Genomic DNA, 18,514 nt, shown 5'->3' on the forward strand with positions numbered 1-18,514 from the left:
CAGGATAATTAAATGTAGTTGTTATATCAGAACATTTAAAATTTACTAATAATTTTTTTTTCTTTTTTTAATTGTTTTTTAAGGTAAAATTTACTTAATTAAAATAAGAAATAAAAACAAAATGGAGGCAAAAATGGCAGAGGTCTTATATATAAAGTCACATTTAAATCAAAATTCAACTTCTAATAATGTTGCAAAACTTTTTATTGAACATTATAAAGAGCAAAATCCTAATGCAACTATTAATGAATTTGATCTTAACGATTATAAAGTCGGACAAGTTTCCCTAAATTCAGAAAATTTTTCAAGCTTTTGAAAAGAAGTTGATGCTGATTTTTGAATTGAAAAACTAAAACAAGCCAAAAAAGTAATTATTTCATCACCGATAATAAATTGAGGCTATTCAGCCCAAATTAAAAATTTTTTCGATGCAGTTTGTCTTGCTGATCGTACATTTTCTTATAAATATTCAAAAAAAGGTGGAGCAATTGGTCTTCTTGATAATATTGAAAATGTCCAAATTATATTAAGTTCACATTCAAAACAAGAAGAACTACCAAGTCCAAATCCAGCTGAGACAATCATTGGTACTTTTAATTTTCTTGGTGCTAAAAAAATTAATAATCCGCTTATTATTGAACAGTCTTATAAATATAAAGAAAATGGTTTTGATGAGAGTCTCGTAAAACAAATCAAAGAAACAGCTAAAAGTTTTTAAAAAAAATAAAAATAGGAAAATTATGAATATTCTAGTTTTAAAGTCATCAGTTAATGAAAAAAAAGGATCATATTCTTCAACTCTTTCAGATCTTTTTGTTAAATTTTACCGTGAATTTAATCCTCAGGATCAAATTGAAGTTCTTGATCTAAATAAATTCGATATCGCTAACATTAATTTAACAGAAAAAAATTTTGAAGATGGTAGTTTTTACCAAAATGCACAAACAGAGTTTTGAATTGATAAATTAAAAAAAGTAGATAAAGTTGTTTTTTCAACTTCAATGACAAATTTTAACTATTCAGCCACAACCAAAAACTTTTTTGATGCAATTACAATCCCAAATCAAACCTTTAGTCTTAACAAAGAAACTGGCGAATATCACGGATTATTAGATAATATCAAAAATGTACAAATTCTTACAGCCCAAGGAGCCCCAATTGGTTGATATCCATTTGGAAATCATACTGCCTTAATTAAACAAATTTTTGAATTTTTAGGCGCTAAAATTGTCTCAAGCCCTTTTGTTCTTGCGGGAACAAAAGTAGCGCCGGCAAATCAACTATCAATTAGCGATTTTGTTGAACAGCATCGCGATGAAATTAAAAAATTAGCGCAAAATTTTTAAAATATAGAAAAACAAGTATAATTTTATAATTGATTTAAAAAAAATTATAAGGACTAACATGAAAAAAAATATCCATCCTGTTCAACACGATTTAGCTCTAACTTGTTCAACTTGTAATTCAGAATTTACTATCAAAACAGTAGTTGATAAATTTACAATTGATATTTGTTCTGGTTGTCATCCTCAGTTTACTGGTGATAGATCACTTAGTCGAACCACCGGAAGAATTGAAAGATTTCGTCGAATGGCGGCAAAAGCGCAAAAAAATCCTACAAAAAAATAGTTAATAATTTTAAATATGATTACAAAATTAAATAAATTACAAGCAAATCTGACTGTTTTGTATACTAATTTGAAAAATTTTCATTGAAACCTACAAGATGTAGATTTTTTAGTTATTCATAAATATACAGACAAATTAGCACAAAAAACAATTGAATTTATTGACCAAGTAGCTGAAAAAATCCGTTCATTAGGTCAAGTTGCAATTTCAAGTTTTGATGAAATTAGTCAAAATTCAGATTTAGAAATATTTAATTCAAAAATTTGAACTTCTGATATAGTTCTTGAAAAAATTGGCAAACAAATCAAGCTAATTCTTGAAGTTTGCAAAAATATCCAACAAGACGAGTCAAATTTTGAAATTCAACATTTAATTTTCCCATTAATTGATGAACTTGTTCTTTACTATCATAAAGAACTTTGAATAATTCATGCACAAAAATCAAATAATTAATCTTATTTATGATTCAGAACCGATAAGAATTGATGTTTTAGTTGCTAAATTAACTAATTCTTCACGGGCTATTGCTCAAAATTTAATTTTAAATAAAAAAGTATTAATTGATAATATTGCAACTTCTAAAAAAAATTTACTTGTAAAATCAGGACAATCTATTATGATCATAAATGATTATATAAGTCCACAACCATCATTAAAAGCTGCTAAAATTGATTTTGAAATTATTTTTGAAGATGAAGATATTCTTTTAATCAATAAACCAAAAAATTTGGTGGTTCATCCTGGCGTTGGCAATTGAGACGGAACACTTGTAAATGGAGTTATTAATTTTTTAAAAAATAATCTCAGTGATCTTGATAAAGTTCGACCAGGAATTATACATCGACTTGATAAAGATACAAGCGGTCTTATTTTAGTAGCTAAAAATGCAAAATCACATTCATATTTTGCCGATCAATTGGCAAAAAGAGAAATTCAAAGATTTTATAAAGCAATAGTAGTAGGAAAAATACCTCATAAATTTATTAAAATAAATTTGCCAATTGCTCGTGATTCTAAAAACCCCTTAAAAAAGGCAGTTAGTTATTTTAATTCCAAACAAGCAATAACTAATGTTGAATTAATTAAGCATTTTGTTTACAAAAACCAAAATTTTAGCCTAATAAAATGCCAACTTGAGACTGGTAGAACTCACCAAATTCGCTTACATCTTGCTCATATAGGTTTTCCAGTTTATGGTGATCCAATTTATGGAACTAAAGTTGATAATTTAGGCCAAAGATTACATGCATACAAATTAATTTTTAGACATATTGACGGAAAAGAACTTGAATTTAGCACTGATCTACCAAAGGAATTTATGATCGCCTTTAATCAAAAAATCTAAAATTTTATTGTTTTAGATTTTTTGATTAAAAAAGAAACAAAGAAAAAATTTTTCCCGAGTTTCCCAGTTTGATGAGATAATCTTAAAAAAGTGTCCTGGTTTATTTAGGCACTTTTTTTACTTAAAAAGCAAAATTATAAAAAAATACAACTACTATTTAAACTCAATGCAAATAGAAAACTCATTTTTATTTACATTGAGCCTAAAAAAACATATGAAGTTTTGAAAGAACAATAATTAAAAGCCATAAATTTGTAGATTTCTAAACGGTCAAATTTAAGGCATTCCATTATATTTAAAAACATAATGGAAAATTCGCATTTTCTGATTTTTTTATGGTAAAAACATAACTAATTCCTCCCTAATTCAATATCAAAATTTATTAATTCATTCTTAGTGAAGATTATTATAACATAGTTTTTTCTTAGACCAAATATTTTTAAGTTAGTATATTAATTTCAGGCACATTCAAAAAAAGATGTGTCAAAATGAAACAATACAAATTCACAATTGAAGACAAATTTAAATACATCAAAATTGCCGAATCTAAAGGATTGAAAAACGCAATTTTGCAATTTGCAGAAGAATTTAGAGAAATTTATAAAAGCAAATCAAAAAGTAAAAAAGCACATAAAGAATGAATGTTGCATATATATGCTAATAATTTGATAAGAAATTGACAAAAAAAGTTTTATAATAATGATATGAAAAGTTTGATAAGTGTTCGTGGGAAAATCAAATCACCGCGTAAACCAAAAAGGAAATATACAATTAACGATCTTTCTGAAAACGATCGTGAAATTTATCAAGAAATAATGGAGAATGTTCTTAGAAGATACGGGGTTGACCCCGCAATTGTTCTTGAGGAGCTCAAAAAGCGAAAGCAAGAACAAGAAAAAGATAAAAACAAAATCGAAAATTCCACTAGAATTTGTAGTGTTTTCAATATTAATCGCAGTTCGATTTATGAGAAAATAAGGGTAAAAAAACCACCAAAGAAAATGATTTATGATGAAAAATTACTTGAGTGAATTCGTGAAAATTTCATTTTAAATTGAAAAGTTAAAGGGCGCGACGTCCTATATAATATTTACAAAAATCAGGGAAATTATGTATCCACGTACGTGTTTCAAAAACACTACGAATTTTTAGGATTAAAATCACTAGCTTATAAAAGGCAAGGAAAAACAGCGCCAAAAGAGAAAAAGTTTACGCGAATTTGGACTGAAGATCATATCAAAGGTGAATTTAGCTCAGAAAATTTTGGTGAAAAATGGTTTGCTGATATTAAATTTATCAAAATTAACAACGAATGATTTTACCTACACTCAATTATTGAAACAAAATCCAATTACCTGCTAAATTTTTCAATTTCTAAAACTAGATTTTCAGAAGAAACTATAAACTTAGTAAAAGAAACGATCAAAAAGTATAATATTAAACCAAAATTTTTCCATTCAGATCATGGTGTGGAATATGCGAACTACAAATTTGCTAATTTTTTAAAGCAAAATGGTATCCAACAATCAATGTCACCAAAAGGAAATGCCCTTGCAAACCGCCCTATTGAATATTTTTACGCAGTTTTTCAACGCGAATTGCTTAATATTGAGGGCCAAAATTTTGAAAATGTGGCTACCGCTTATCAAAAAATAAGTTCATTTATTGATTGGTATAACAATGAAAGGCCTCAAAGTTGCTTATCATATAAAAGTCCAAGCTCTTATATAAGGTAAATTATTTGTCCAAAATTTTTAAAATGAACATGCTAGAAAAAATTAACAAAAGTGGTGCAATCAAAATCATAGGTAAAAAACTAATTGTCTGAGATTTTTCTACTAATTTAAGACCAAATATTTTTTTTTTTTTTTTTACAAAAGGTTAATTTTAAAATAATAAAAATTAAGAGTTTAGGTCAAAAAACATGGATTTACCGGTATTTTTTCATATTTATATTCATTAAAAAGTGAATTTTTGGCATCAAACTGGGAAACTCAGAAAAAAAGAAACAAAGAAAAAAATTTATAGCAAAAATTTACTATATAATAAGAGTATATAGTAAATTTTTTTACTTCAAACAAACGAGGTGATTTATGAAAATAAATAACAAAAAAATTAAAAAAATTTTTGGACTAAGGCCATGAACCAATTTAATTTTTGCTAGTTTATTAATTAGTGTTCCGGTAATTTCAGTTATTTCCCAGAAAAATTGGTTTCAAAAAGATTCAACAAGTTTGAGTTATAATGAAGAATTTAACAATTTTTTAGATTCAGAAGCTAATAACGTTATCAGCCAATTAGAACAAAATTCTACCGTGAATTTTTTAAATGTTCAAGATGTTGAACAAGAAGCTCGAAAAATTCGTAATCTAGGTAGATTTAAAAAAGATTTCAATAATTTTATTAATAAAGTAAAAGCAAATCCAAGAGCAGATCTTGAAAGACTTGCAAAAGACACTTTAGCTAAAAAAGGTATTAATTTTGACAAATTAAAAAAACAATATCAACATAAAGTGAAAATGCCATCAGTATCATTTGAATACAAATACAAACCACAATTTCGAAGAGCAATGGGCAATGTTCCATTCCCTTGAGATCCTAGACAAATAAGTTTTCGTAGAGTTCCAACATCAGGAATTCCACAAAACGATGAATCATATAATAGATATTCAGCTGGAGTTTGGAGATCACATGTTAAAACTGCTTCATTTGCAGCAATAAATTTCGGACTTGCTGTGGCTTACGGTTTTGCACTTAATTTTGTAGCAGCTGTTTCTGCAGGTGCAGCAGGGTCAATGCTTAGCTATCTTTCAGCAAAATACAAAGAACTTTATGATCAACTACAAAAAGCTCCTTTTGATATTAGAGATAAAATCAAAGGGCAAATGGCAAGTCAGGCAAATGCAATCGGTATTGCAGGAAGCGTTAACAAATGACTTCGAGGAGTTTTGACGCTAGCAAATAGTGTTAGAAAAGCACAAACAACTGTTAGACCAGCGCTTTTAGCTTCAAGCGTACTTTCAAATGCTGGCGCTATTATTTCATTAATCGATCTAACTCAAGGACTCATTAGCGAACTTATAGACCGTCTAGTGATTATTGATAGTTAATTTGAAATTTTTAGAAAATAGTAAGTAAAAAATCTATTTAAATTTAAAAAACCACTTTTTTAAGTGGTTTTTTAAATTTAAATTAATATATGGTGCTCTCGACAAGACTTGAACTTGCACCCGTTTCCGGATTAGAACCTCAATCTAACGTGTATACCAATTTCACCACGAGAGCTTATATGGCGGATCAGACAGGATTTGAACCTGCGCGGGTTTTTTTGAACCCCTAATACGTTTCCAACATATCCTCTTAAGCCTCTTGAGTACTGATCCAAAGTAAAATAAGATTTAACACTATAATTATACAACAAAAAAGGATTATTATTAATTTAGATTTAAATTTTTAAACTTCTAAATTAACGCAAAAAAGTTCTAAAGAATGGCTCCCAAGAATAAATGATTAGCAAAGGGTTAAGTTTTGAAAGAACTAAAATTAAAAATTCATTAATGATTTTTTCTTATTAATGATAATTATAGCACAAAAAACTTTTTTAGTGAAAAATTTTGAAGTCTAATAAAATTTGTGAACTATGTTGATTTTCATTATCATAAAACTAAAGAATAAATAAAAACTAATTGTCTGAGTTTTTTTTGCTATTTAAGTTTTATAGAAGTTTGGTATAGTAAAACATTGACTAATTTTTAAGTAAATTAATAATTTGCATTATTAAATAAATAAAAGCAATCCGGGCTGATGTATGCTTTTCAAGAACGTCCTCATTTTTGAAAGTTAAGAAACTAATTGAGGATTGCTTGAATAAATTACTTTCATAATTTGAAGTAAAGGAAATAATATTACAGTTTTTAGATTTCATTTTTTGGACCAATCGATCTATCTCTAAATGCATACCAGAAAAACTAAAAAAAATGCAAACACTAGAATCAGCAGATTTTTCTACTCATTTCTCCTGAACTTCAAAGTCATAATGATAATCAACATAATATTGTAATTTTGATAAATAATTAGCAAAAATCTGAATTATTTCTAAATTTGATCCTTTACCAAAAAACATAATATGCCGCACCTTCTTTAGTAAAGCAACAAAATTTATAATAGAATCATGGTTTATCTTATAAAGATTATCGAGATTTTTGCTAATAAGAGAATGATATAGGCTAACTGTTGTATTTTTGTTGGCAATTTTGTTGTTTGAAAAACGGTTTTTTTGAATTTGCATATAAGAATAATTACGATCAAGCGCTGGTAATAAATCTTTTAGACCTTTAAAACCCAACTTTTTACAAAACTTTATCACAGAAGCTGTTGAGCAATTAGCATTTTCAGCAATTATACTTAATTTTAAAGTCATAATTTTGGTGATATTTGAAATCAAAAATTTAGCAATTTCCTTATCAATAAAATTATGATTTTGCTTAGAAAACCACAATAAATCATTCATCAAATTACTATCCATTTTATAAAATTATACAATATAACAATTTATTATAGTAACATAAAATAGTATTAACGCGTAAAGCGATAACCTATAAAATTTGTGTTCAAAGACTTTTTAAAAAAGTAATTTTGATTACAAATTTTGCTAGTATACGTTTTTTGATAGTTTTTGTAGAATTTTTCATACCATTAATATAGATTTTTAGTGTAGAGCAAAATGTTAGATATTTTTACACTACTATCGAATTTAGCAAAAAATATGAAATATTTAAACGACCTTTTTTAGTTAAAACACAGGCAAAAATCAATTTATGGATAAAATAATAGAAATCATAAAAAAATACAACTACTATTTAAACTCAATGTAAATAGAAAACTCGTTTTTATTTACATTGAGCCTAAAAAAATATGTGAAGTTTTGAAAGAGCCATAACTAAAAGCCATAAATTTATAGATTTCTAAACGGTTAAATTTATGGCATTCCATCATATTGAAAAATATAATGGATAATTCGCATTTTCTGATTTTTTTAGACAAAAAACATAACTAATTCCCCCTTAATTCAATATCAAAATTTATTAATTATTCTTAATTGATATTAATTATAACACAACTTTATTTTAAACCAAACATTTTTTTTTTTTTTTTGTAAAAGGTTAATTTCAAAACTATAAAAATTAAGGTTTTAGCGTCAAAAAACACGGATTTACCGGTATTTTTGCGTATTTATATTCGCTAAAAAGTGAATTTTTGCCATAAGCGGGGAAAGTCAGGAGTTTTTTATATTTAAAAGCAACAGTAATTTTTGTTTTAATTTGTAAACTTAATTTTAAAGTACTGAAAAATTGGCAGGCTAATTTTAAAATTAGGTTTGGTATAGAAAATACCAACTAATTTTGGAGAATATTAAATATTCCCTTTTTGAAGGTTAATCAAATTATTAATCAAATTGACATATACTCTAAATATTAAGGAGATTTTATGGCTAATTTAGTCAAAATTATTAAAACTAAAATTCAGTCATTTGGCGGACTTTTAGGACAAATGATAATGCCAATTATCGGCATTTTTATTGCCTGAGGTCTACTTACATCTTTTTTTATTCCCACAGGCTGAACACCCAATAAAGATCTTGCAGCCATGGTAGGTGTTGGAATTACTTATATAATTCCAATTTTAATTTGTTTTCTTGGCGGTTATAAAATTTATAAAATTCGCGGTGGTGCAATTGCTGGGGTTGTAGCAATTGGCGCGGTAGCTGCTGGTCAGTCAGCAATTTTTATAAAAATTACTGGCGGTACAGCGCCAATGCTAGTTGCAGTTATGTTATTTGGCCCAATTTCAGCGCTTATTTTGAAACACACAGAAAAATTTTGAATTAATAAAATTCCAAGTGGGTATCAAATGTTAGCAAATAATTTCTATCTTGGAATTCTCGGATTTGTGCTTTTATTCCCCACTTATTATTTATCAATTTATTTTATTGGTTATTTTATTAAATCGCTCGGATTTTTGACCCAAAAAATGGGAGAGTGAAAGTTATATCCTTTAATTGCACTAATTGTTGAACCTGCAAAAATACTTTTTCTAAATAATGCAATAAATCATGGTGTTTTTACAACTTTAGGAACAATCCAAGTAACTGAAACTGGCAAGTCAATTTTATTTTTATTAGAATCAAATCCTGGACCAGGATTAGGACTTTTATTATTCTATCTAATTTTTTCAAAAGAAAAAAATATCAAAGGTCAAACTGCTTCCTCAATTCCAATCCATTTTTTAGGCGGGATTCACGAGGTTTATTTTCCTTTTGCTATTTTAAGACCAGTCTTAATTTTATCACTAATTGCTGGAGGTATTTTTGGAAATTCAATCTTACAAATTTTTAATGTTGGTGCAGTTGCTCCTGTCTCACCAGGTTCGATTATTGCCCAATATATCCAAGTAGAAAAATCGACAAATTCATTAGTTGGTATTACAATTGCCATTTTTGGATCTGCTATAGTGACTTTGATAAGTGCCTGGACTATCAATTTTTTAGCAAAGTTACTAAATAAGAAAAAGCAAAAAAACGAAAATTTAGACATTAGTAGTGCAAAAAAATTGATTGAAAGTGAAAAATCAAAAATAAAGAATACTCAAGAATTAAATTCAAAAAAGATTGTTTTTGCTTGTGATGCTGGTATGGGTTCTTCTGTAATGGCTGCTTCAATTTTAAGGAAGGTTTTAAAAGATAATAATATTGTTGACATTGAAGTTTATAATTTAGCCATTGCCGATTTAACAGGCCAAGAAGAGCTTATTATCACAATTGAAAGTTTAGAAGATCGTGTTAGATCCAAAAATTCAAGAGCTACAATTATTTCTTTAAGTCAATTTTTAGATAAAAAAGACTACGAAAATATAGCCGAACAACTTAAAAATAACCAAGAAAATAAGGAAGATCTCTAATGAAAGTTGTTCATTTTGGAGCCGGAAATATTGGTCGCGGATTAATTGCAAAATTATACCAAGAAAATCAATTTGAAATTATTTTCGTTGATGTTAATGATAAATTAATTAACGAGTTAAATCAAAGAGGATTTTATTATGTTATTAACTTTGAAAATGGGCAAAAATATAAAGTCAGAAATTATTTTGCAATTAATCTAAGTGATGAAAAAAAATTATTAAATCATTTAAAAGACGCCGATCTGATTTCAACTTCTGTTGGATCCGAAAATTTAATTCATTTGAGGTCAATTTTTGCAAAATTAGCAAAAATTGAGAAAAAAAGCAAACAAATTATCTGTTTTGAAAATGGATTTCGAGTTAGCAATAACTTTAAAAAAGGCCTTGAAAACTGTAAATTTTGGCAATTTGTTGACACAACAATTGATCAAATCGCCCCGACTTCGACAGATTTAAATGTTTATACCGAAACCTACTCAGAAATTATTCTAAAGGAAGAAAACCAAAAAATTAAACTAAAAGGAGTAAAATATCTGGAAAATTTAGACTATTTTATTTTGCGAAAATTATTTTTTGTAAACACTTTGCACTCGGGAATTGCGTATTTGGCATATATTTTAAAATATAATTACATTCATGAAGCTTTAAATTCGCCAGTAATTCAAAAATACATTAGTCAACTAAAAATTGTTTTAATTAAAGTGCTTTCATTCCAAAATACCTTAATTAAGCAGAACGAACTTGAGGTATATTTTGAAAAAACGATTAAAAGATTTGAAAATCCAATTTTGCAAGACTCAATTATACGCGTTGCTCGGAATCCAATCACTAAAATAGGAAAAAATGAAAGATTTAATTTGCTATTGAAATATGCCAAAAATGCAAAATTAGAACCAGAAGAATTAGAGATAATTTATAAAACTTTTGCAAATATTTTAAATTATGACTCAAAACAGGATACCCAAGCAATAAAAATGCAAGAAAATCTTGCAAAAAATGCCGAAAATTTTTTAAAAACACAAACAAATTTAGAAGATTTTGAAATCAAAACAGTTCTTAAATTTTATGATAATATAAAAGGATCAAAGAAATGGATTTAAAAATAGAAAATATCCAATTAAATCAAACTATTGAGTCAAAAAAAGAAGCATTTACAAAATTAATTGAAATTTTCCAAGCAAAAAATTGCTGTAAATATCAATATTTACAATCAATGGAAAAACGTGATTTAGAATCATCAGTTGCTCTTGGGAACTATCTTGTCCTAGCGCACGGAAATTATGAAAGTAATGATTTAATTTTTAAAAATTGTATCGAAATTATTCACTTAAAAAATACGCTATATTGAGATAATCAACCAGTTAGATTTATTATTGGGTTAGCTGTAAAAAATACTGACCAGATTAATTATATACAAAAAATAGGGCTTGCATTTATTGAAATTGAGAAAGTTGAAGAAATTTTAAATAGTCAAAATTTAACTAAGGAAAAAATCCTTAACTGAATAAATCAAGGTTAGACCCGAGTTTCCAATTTGATAGATAATCTTTAAAAAGTGTCCGGTTTAAACTAGGACAAAAAAAATTAACAGTTTAATATTATTGTAACATCATAGCATATTGCTGTGGTGTTTTTCAATTTAAAATCGATTGAATTCTATAGTTGTTGTATCAATATATATAATCTGCAATTATTTTTTTCAGATCTTCTAAAGTTATTTTACTGTAGTTTAACTCGTTTAAGCATTCACTTTTTATAATTGAAAATCAGTATTCAGCCTCCCTATTATCTAATGAATTTCCTATACGAGACAACGAAACAGTTCCTCCCATTTTATTTATTTTGTCAATATAGGTTTTTGAAGTGTATTGAAATCCATGGTCTGAATGAATAACAAAATTTTTATCAATAGACCTAAATGTCTTTATATTATCCATAACTAAATTAAGATCATTGCTTACAGATAATTTAAAATCTCTGATTTTTTTAGTTTTATGCTCAATTATTACAGACAAAAATACATGGCTTTCCTTAACATCTCTGGGAGCTTTTATATATGTAATATCAGTAGCAAAAATATTTCTATTTAATTTATCATTGTAGTCGCGTTTAACAATATCCGGCAGTGCGAATTTGGTGTTCTTAATTTCGCTCTTTCTTCTTTTTTTTCTAATTTTGCATACTAAATTCAATCTTTTTAAATGTCTTCCAAGACTTCGAGCGTTAATGTCAATATTATATTTCATAGAAATATAAGCACTCAACCTTATGCGACCATATCTACCTTTGTTATCAAGAAAGGATTGTTTAATTATTGCGTCATTTTTGTGCTCCCTTACTTTTATAACTCTAGTTTTAGATTTTGCCACTGATTGCCTGCATACATTAAAAATTTTTGCAGATTTGCTATAAGGAATATTTAGTGTTTTGGCTTCACTAAGTTTTCCTGATTTTAATTTATCTTTATTTATTTCGTAATATCTCTTAGCTATTTCTATTAATTCTTCTTTTGTAAATTCGTTTCAATCGGGTTCAATTGGTTTTTTACGTTTGCCACTTCCTGGCTTTCTGTTCACGCCTTTTTTATCTAATAATTGATCTTGCATACCATTATTATAATACCGAATAATTTTTTTGATTCTTCGAAGTAGTTGTCTTCTGGTTATAAAATTTGTTTCTGGCGAAATATCATTTATATAATTTATTGTTTGTTTTAATCCAAATTCATTGTAAATTTTATAAATCATATCAAACTCGTCTTTTATAAAGTGCCTTGACATTAGTATTCTCCGTTTTGTTGCATTTGAAAATTTAAAAAAGCTAACACTTTGGGTGTTAGCTTTCTCCTAAACTCGAACAAAAAAGCCAACACCTTTAGTGTTAATTTTTTTTGTCCTGGTTTAGTTTTGGCCACTTTTTTAACTTTTTTGGCAAAAGTTAATTACCTATTTTTTTACTGATTTATTAAGATATCAAAGTAAAAATCATACCTATTCGAATATTCAGGTCACTAGCAATGCCATTAAACTGACAAACCCAGAAAAATAACTATCAAAGCAAAAACACTAAATTTTAAATCTAACACTCATGAATGCAAAATCTACTTATTAATAAAATAAGACAAACTAAAAAAGCTAAAATTTTTAACTTAAGAAGCAAAATTATGAAATATTTAAACTGCCTTTTTTAGTAAAAACACTGACAAAAACCATGAAAAATACAACTACTATTTAAACTCAATGTAAATAGAAAACTCATTTTTACTTACATTGAGCCTAAAAAAATGGTAATGTTAAATATTTTGTGTTTTATAGTAAGTCTATTTTGATAAAATTTATTATGAAGGACAAAAATATGAAAAAACAGAAAAAAACATTATCCCCATTTGAGTTAGAAGCTGAAAAACTTGTTGACAAATACGCTGATTATAAAAAATTAAAAAAAGAAGATTTTCACAACGAAATTTCGCATATGTTTAAAACTTTTACTGAGGCGCTCTTAAGGGCGGAATTAAGCCAACATTTAGGCTATGAAAAAAGTAACCGAAGCAAAAAAGGAGTGCATAGACCGAATAAGCGAAACGGATTTTCGGGCAAAACTGTGAATTATGATAGTAATAATTTTCATCTAAAAATACCAAGAGATCGAAATGGCACTTTTGAGAACAAATTACTTGGTAAATACGAAACAAATTTAGGCGATATTGAAGAGCAAGTGTTTTCACTTTTTGCATCAGGAATGTCATATGAAAATATTACTAATACAATAAAAAGTATCTATAAAAAAGAAATAAGTAATGCCTGAATTTCTTCAGTTACTGACAAATTATTGCCTGAAATTGAAAAGTGAAAATCGCGAAAAATTCAGAATTCCTATCCAATTTTGTACATTGATGGCATGTTTTTTAATGTTAAAGAAAACGGTATTTTTGTCAAAAAATCACTTCATCTTATTCTTGCAATTGATTGGGACGGAAATAAAAAAGCACTGGGGTTTTGGATTAAAAATACCGAATCAGCAAGTAATTGACTTGATGTTTTTAACGAACTAAAAACTCGCGGGCTGGAAGATGTTCTAATAATTTCTTGCGATAATCTAAGTGGAATTACTCAAGCAATTGAAGCGGTTTTCCCGCAAGCAGATGTTCAAAAATGTGTTGTTCACCAAATTAGAAACTCGCTTTTAAAAGTTACTAACAAAGACAAAAAAGAGTTTGTCCTTGATATGAAAAAGATTTATCAAGCGGCTAATCAAGAATTTGCAATGCAAAATCTTGATAAATTTGCAGAAAAATGAGGCCAAAAATATCCTTCAATTATCAAGTCTTGATATACAAATTTCGTTGAACTAACGACATTTTTTAAATATCCATTTGAATTGAGGCAAGCAATTTATACGACAAATTTAATTGAATCAATGAATAGATTAATTAGGAAAAATACAAAAACAAAAGGCGGAATTCAAAGTGTAAATTACCTTTCAAAAATAACTTATTTAACTCTCCAAAACGCATCTATAAAATGACAAAAGGTAAGAAATTGATTCATGATTAAAAAACAATTAGAAATTATTTTCCCTAATCGGTTATAAATAATGTAAAATTAAATTAGATTGCATTTCTATTTGAAAAATCGATAAAAATTTAAAACACAAAATTATGAACACTCCCAAAAAAATATATGAAGTTTTGAAAGAACAATAATTAAAAGCCATAAATTTATAGATTTCTAAACGGTTAAATTTAAGGCATTCCATCATATTTAAAAATATAATGGAAAATTCGCACTATCAGTGCACATTAGACAAAAAACATAACTAATTCCTCCTTAATTCAATATCAAAATTTATTAATTATTCTTAAGTGAATATAATTATAACATAATTTTATTTTAGACCAAACATTTTTTTTTTTTTTTTCGCAAAGGGTTAATTTTAAAATAATAAAAATTAAGATTTTAGCGTCAAAAAACACGGATTTACCGGTATTTTTGCATATTTGTATTCAATAAAAAGTGAAGTTTTTCCATCAAACTGGCAAACTCAGGAGAAAGTCGAAGAAATTTTAAATGTCAAAATTTAACTAAGGAAAAAATCCTTAATTGAATAAATCAAGGTTAGAGTTTTAGTTTTACTAAAATTAATTGGTTTTTTGATTCATTAGCACTTTTGCCAAAAAACAATCTGATTAATATACTAACTTATTTAATTCGGTTTTTTACTTTTTTTTTTTTTTTGTTTTGGTAAAATTAAAAATATATATTAGCAAAAACATTATTCTAGAACTAACCATGCAAAGATAGCATGCTCTAATTTATATTTTATAAATTCCAAATGGAGGTGAAAATGAATCAAGAACATGGGAAGGCAAATGCCGCATTACGGAAAAAAAGATTGATTTTAACAATCGGCTTAAGTCTTATTGCTTCAGGTCTAATTATTGGAATTCCAGTTGGACTTGTTTCAAATCTTTCTGTAACCAAGGATCCTTTATTTGATGTTCAAAAACAAGCTAATTCGATTAGTTCTATAAGTCTAAAAAGTGATATTGTTGAAAATAATGCAGATTATTTTAGTCTAAAAAGTAAATTATTTGAATCTGATGGCACAAAAAAATCGGGGATTAATTTCACCGATTTTTTTGATTTTTATGCAGAAAACTCTAATTCCAATTTTGAAATTGTTGATTTTCAAAATGATTTTCAATGACAAAAATTCAAATTAAATATTACAGATATCGAAGCGCTTGATCAAGAACAGTCATTTAAAATTTATTGGCGGGTTTTACAAAACTTAGACGATGGCAAAGTTGCAAATTCCGATCTTCACTCGGCAACAGTTGCTTATAATCGTCTCTCAAGTTTGTCTAATTCTTCGCTAAGCAATTTTACAAGTTTAGCAAAAGCCGAACTTTCAAAATTAAGACCTTATCTTATCGCTGAATTTGATAAGTCACCAACAAGACAAATTGCAAAACTAACCACAGTTAGCGAATTTTTAACTAAGGTAAACTCGGCAAAATCAGCTCTTGAAGCCTCTAAAATTATTAGCCAATATTTTAATCTTGAGTCAACAATCACAAATTTATTAAGAAATAAAATTAATAAATTTGTCGATGATGATAATTTTCCCAAAAACAAATATTCAATCGAACTTATCCAAGAACCAGTTCTCAAAAATGCTTATCTTAGCAAAACCCCTTTAAAAAACATTTATCGCGCTTATTTTTTAGCAAAATTTTCAGACGATTTTGCTAAACATAACAATCAAGATATAAAATCAAGCCCTAACTTCAATTTTGCAGTAGATCTTGATTTTTCAGATACATTTTTAGATGGCAGTCTTGGAAATGATATTGAATTATCACCTTTTTCTGACAGTGATTTCACTAATTTTAGTGATATTCATGAGCAAAGCAGTCAAAAAATTACAAGTTGAGAATTACTAAACTATCTAAAAAATCAAGTTTTTCCTTCATATGAAGAAAAACAAACATTTTACAAAAACTTATTGAACCAAATTTCTAATGTTCCTTTACTGTCAAAAATAAAATTAAAAAATTACATTTCTCGTCTAAGAAATTCTGATCTTTTTTCTAAAATAAAAATTGATTTTAATGTTAATCCTGAAATGACCCAATTTGCCTATCAAAACAATAAGGTTGTAACTCAATTTCATGGTAATATTGAAATTTATAATGAAAAAGACGAAATAATTGCTCAAAAACCGTTTGTTCAAAATGTTGGTGACTATTCAGTTTTAGTTAAAAATATTCCTGATTTAAGTTCAAAAGTTAAAGCTGTGAATTTTGAATTCAACCAAAAAGATGCCCAAATTTCTGAGCGAAATCCGGTTCCAAAAGAAGAAATTCAAAAACTTGTAACTTCAGGCGACTTTGGAAAACTAAAAAGTATTTTAGAAAATCCGCATTATTATGGGGTTAAATTTGACGAAGAAAAATTAAAACTTTTAGTGCAAAAATATGATCTTATTCCAGTTGATGAATTAATTAGTCGTTCAAGATGAACCTTTACATACCCAGAAGAAGTTGCCGGAATTGTTAATATTTTATCGCCAGTTTTCCCATCTCAAGAAGAAATGTTAAGGTTTTATGCAACTTTAGCTAAAAACGATACTGCTTTTGTTGCAAAATATTTTTTTGGCTGACTAAAAGGACTAAAATTAATTGACCCAGCCCAGTCTTGACCTGAAAATCTTGACAGTCTAAATTTATTTAAAGAGTTGGCAAACATTAAAATTGAAAACAAAACAGGGTTTAATAATTTCTTACAAGAAAAAGATCAAAAAGAAAAAAAAGACATTTGGTTAATTTCAATTAATAACAATTATTGAGCTGAAAAAGGTAGAATGCCTTATAGTTTTTATCTTCACCCAAGACTTAAAAATATTATTGATTTAATGGTTCAAAATCAACAAAACACCATTAATATTGATTATTATGTTGACCAGATAAAATCTGAATCAAGTCAAATTCAAGAAATTGACCCAACTATTGGGGACAAATATCGTTCACCAATTAAAACACTAACAGATTTTATTGTTGCTTTTTACCAAAATGTTTATTCTAATAAAACCGGTCTTTTATCTGAACCTTTAGGTGATAATTTTGACTACAAAATTAATTTTGAAATTACTAGTCCAATAGCAACAGCAACTCAATTTGATGATGAAGATGTTGTTTCTCCGCGAAGCGGTTCTTTTTCAATTTTTAATCACGCAGCAGCTCAAAATCAACCAGTAAGCACTTCTCAAGCTAGGGGTTCTGAGTCTGAAGTTGCAGAAAAAGTTGAGCAAGATCCAAAAGTAAATCTTAAATATTGATATGAAGTTGGCCCAGTTGATCGAAACGGAAAAATTATTTCAGTAATTTATAAAACCCAACCAAAAGAAATTAACATTTCAACTGATAAAAACGGAATAATTATTCCTGAAGAAATTGAAAAACTAAATAACTTTGTTGATAATTTCCGCACTACAACTCTTCCAACTTATTTAGATAAGGATTATTTTAATGATCTTTGGTCAAATATTAATCGACTTGTTGGTGATAAAGAAGATTATGTTGATATAACAGATCTAATTAAAAAATTCCCGATGTATTCTTATTTTAGTTTACACTATCCAGAATTTGGGTTGGCTGTTAAAAAAGATGCTGTTAAAAAACCGGCAGAATCAATGCCAACAGAACAGGCAGAACCAGCAGAATCACCAGCAGCGTCGTCAGAACCATCATCAACAGAATCAGAAACGCCAGTAATAACACCGACAACAGAACCGGTTGCAGAATCACCCGCACCAGCACCAGCGGAAGCGGCGGCAGAAACAGGAGCGCCCGCACCAGGGTCAGAACCAACGCCAAAAGCAACAGAAACAGCAAAGCAAACCCCAAATTCTACTGGTGAACTTGCGGGTGTTTATGAAAATTATCCAGGCACAGATACAATTAAAGTTCTTCATTTTTATGTATATAACAAGAAAAACCCGAATGAATTTTCAACTAAGAAATTGAAGTTTTTTGTATACAAAACTGATAAATCATTGCTAAATTCATAAAATTATTCTTAA

General features: G+C 27.6%; 14 protein-coding genes and 2 tRNA genes. 12 read left to right on the forward strand and 4 right to left on the reverse strand.

Annotated elements, in window-relative coordinates:
• The first annotated feature begins 133 nt into the window (after nucleotides 1-133).
• The 7 genes from U3G01_RS02085 to U3G01_RS02115 all read left to right on the forward strand — a co-directional run bounded on the left by U3G01_RS02085 (nucleotide 134) and on the right by U3G01_RS02115 (nucleotide 6,084).
• Entirely contained in the window at nucleotides 134-718 is a 585-nt protein-coding gene (locus tag U3G01_RS02085; RefSeq protein ID WP_255031190.1) for an FMN-dependent NADH-azoreductase, read from the forward strand.
• Nucleotides 719-740: 22 nt separating this feature from the next.
• Nucleotides 741-1,346, forward strand: a complete 606-nt coding sequence (locus U3G01_RS02090) for an FMN-dependent NADH-azoreductase (RefSeq protein ID WP_255031189.1) — start codon at nucleotides 741-743, stop codon at nucleotides 1,344-1,346.
• Between the two features lie 58 nt (nucleotides 1,347-1,404).
• A complete protein-coding gene (gene rpmE, locus U3G01_RS02095; protein WP_010321473.1) occupies nucleotides 1,405-1,629 on the forward strand; it encodes a 50S ribosomal protein L31 in 225 nt (74 codons plus the stop codon).
• A 15-nt stretch (nucleotides 1,630-1,644) separates the two neighbouring features.
• Entirely contained in the window at nucleotides 1,645-2,082 is a 438-nt protein-coding gene (locus U3G01_RS02100) for a Dps family protein (RefSeq protein ID WP_010321472.1), read from the forward strand.
• Nucleotides 2,060-2,974, forward strand: a complete 915-nt coding sequence (locus tag U3G01_RS02105) for an RluA family pseudouridine synthase (protein WP_010321471.1) — start codon at nucleotides 2,060-2,062, stop codon at nucleotides 2,972-2,974. Before U3G01_RS02100 ends, U3G01_RS02105 begins: the two co-directional genes overlap by 23 nt.
• Nucleotides 2,975-3,462: 488 nt before the next feature.
• On the forward strand, nucleotides 3,463-4,710 hold the full coding sequence (locus tag U3G01_RS02110) for an IS3 family transposase (RefSeq protein ID WP_255031337.1): 1,248 nt from the start codon (nucleotides 3,463-3,465) through the stop codon (nucleotides 4,708-4,710).
• Between the two features lie 357 nt (nucleotides 4,711-5,067).
• Nucleotides 5,068-6,084, forward strand: a complete 1,017-nt coding sequence (locus U3G01_RS02115; RefSeq protein ID WP_255031329.1) for a hypothetical protein — start codon at nucleotides 5,068-5,070, stop codon at nucleotides 6,082-6,084.
• Between the two features lie 90 nt (nucleotides 6,085-6,174).
• On the opposite strand, the gene U3G01_RS02120 is transcribed toward U3G01_RS02115, so the two are convergent.
• The 3 genes from U3G01_RS02120 to U3G01_RS02130 all read right to left on the reverse strand — a co-directional run bounded on the left by U3G01_RS02120 (nucleotide 6,175) and on the right by U3G01_RS02130 (nucleotide 7,484).
• Nucleotides 6,175-6,259, reverse strand: a tRNA-Leu gene (locus U3G01_RS02120).
• A gap of 5 nt (nucleotides 6,260-6,264) precedes the next feature.
• Nucleotides 6,265-6,357 (reverse strand) — tRNA-Ser (locus tag U3G01_RS02125).
• 362 nt (nucleotides 6,358-6,719) lie between these two features.
• Nucleotides 6,720-7,484, reverse strand: a complete 765-nt coding sequence (locus U3G01_RS02130; RefSeq protein WP_240533411.1) for a MurR/RpiR family transcriptional regulator — start codon at nucleotides 7,482-7,484, stop codon at nucleotides 6,720-6,722.
• 977 nt (nucleotides 7,485-8,461) lie between these two features.
• Here U3G01_RS02130 and U3G01_RS02135 point away from each other — a divergent pair.
• Genes U3G01_RS02135 through U3G01_RS02145 form a run of 3 tightly spaced genes read left to right on the forward strand, consistent with a single transcriptional unit; the run spans nucleotide 8,462 to nucleotide 11,450 of the window.
• Nucleotides 8,462-9,931 (forward strand): PTS mannitol transporter subunit IICB, encoded by a 1,470-nt coding sequence (locus U3G01_RS02135; protein ID WP_255031327.1) that lies wholly within the window; start codon nucleotides 8,462-8,464, stop codon nucleotides 9,929-9,931.
• Nucleotides 9,931-11,031 carry a mannitol-1-phosphate 5-dehydrogenase gene (locus U3G01_RS02140; protein ID WP_255031325.1) on the forward strand — a complete coding sequence of 367 codons (1,101 nt, stop codon included), beginning with the start codon at nucleotides 9,931-9,933 and terminating at the stop codon, nucleotides 11,029-11,031. The genes U3G01_RS02135 and U3G01_RS02140 overlap by 1 nt, the downstream gene beginning before the upstream one ends.
• On the forward strand, nucleotides 11,022-11,450 hold the full coding sequence (locus U3G01_RS02145; protein WP_255031323.1) for a PTS sugar transporter subunit IIA: 429 nt from the start codon (nucleotides 11,022-11,024) through the stop codon (nucleotides 11,448-11,450). Before U3G01_RS02140 ends, U3G01_RS02145 begins: the two co-directional genes overlap by 10 nt.
• Before the next feature lie 79 nt (nucleotides 11,451-11,529).
• Here the strand turns inward: U3G01_RS02145 and U3G01_RS02150 are convergent, their stop codons facing one another.
• Nucleotides 11,530-12,711, reverse strand: a complete 1,182-nt coding sequence (locus U3G01_RS02150) for an IS3 family transposase (RefSeq protein WP_326564819.1) — start codon at nucleotides 12,709-12,711, stop codon at nucleotides 11,530-11,532.
• Nucleotides 12,712-13,285: 574 nt separating this feature from the next.
• Between U3G01_RS02150 and U3G01_RS02155 the strand changes: the two genes are divergently transcribed.
• Nucleotides 13,286-14,521: an IS256 family transposase gene (locus tag U3G01_RS02155; RefSeq protein WP_326564820.1), complete on the forward strand. Its 1,236-nt coding sequence runs from the start codon at nucleotides 13,286-13,288 to the stop codon at nucleotides 14,519-14,521.
• A gap of 753 nt (nucleotides 14,522-15,274) precedes the next feature.
• Complete coding sequence (locus U3G01_RS02160) at nucleotides 15,275-18,502, forward strand: P97 family adhesin (protein WP_255031095.1); 3,228 nt, start codon at nucleotides 15,275-15,277, stop codon at nucleotides 18,500-18,502.
• The last annotated feature ends 12 nt before the right edge of the window (nucleotides 18,503-18,514 follow it).

Origin of the sequence: Mesomycoplasma ovipneumoniae, from assembly GCF_035918255.1 — a bacterium.
Lineage (GTDB): Bacteria > Bacillota_I > Bacilli_A > Mycoplasmatales > Metamycoplasmataceae > Mesomycoplasma > Mesomycoplasma ovipneumoniae_A.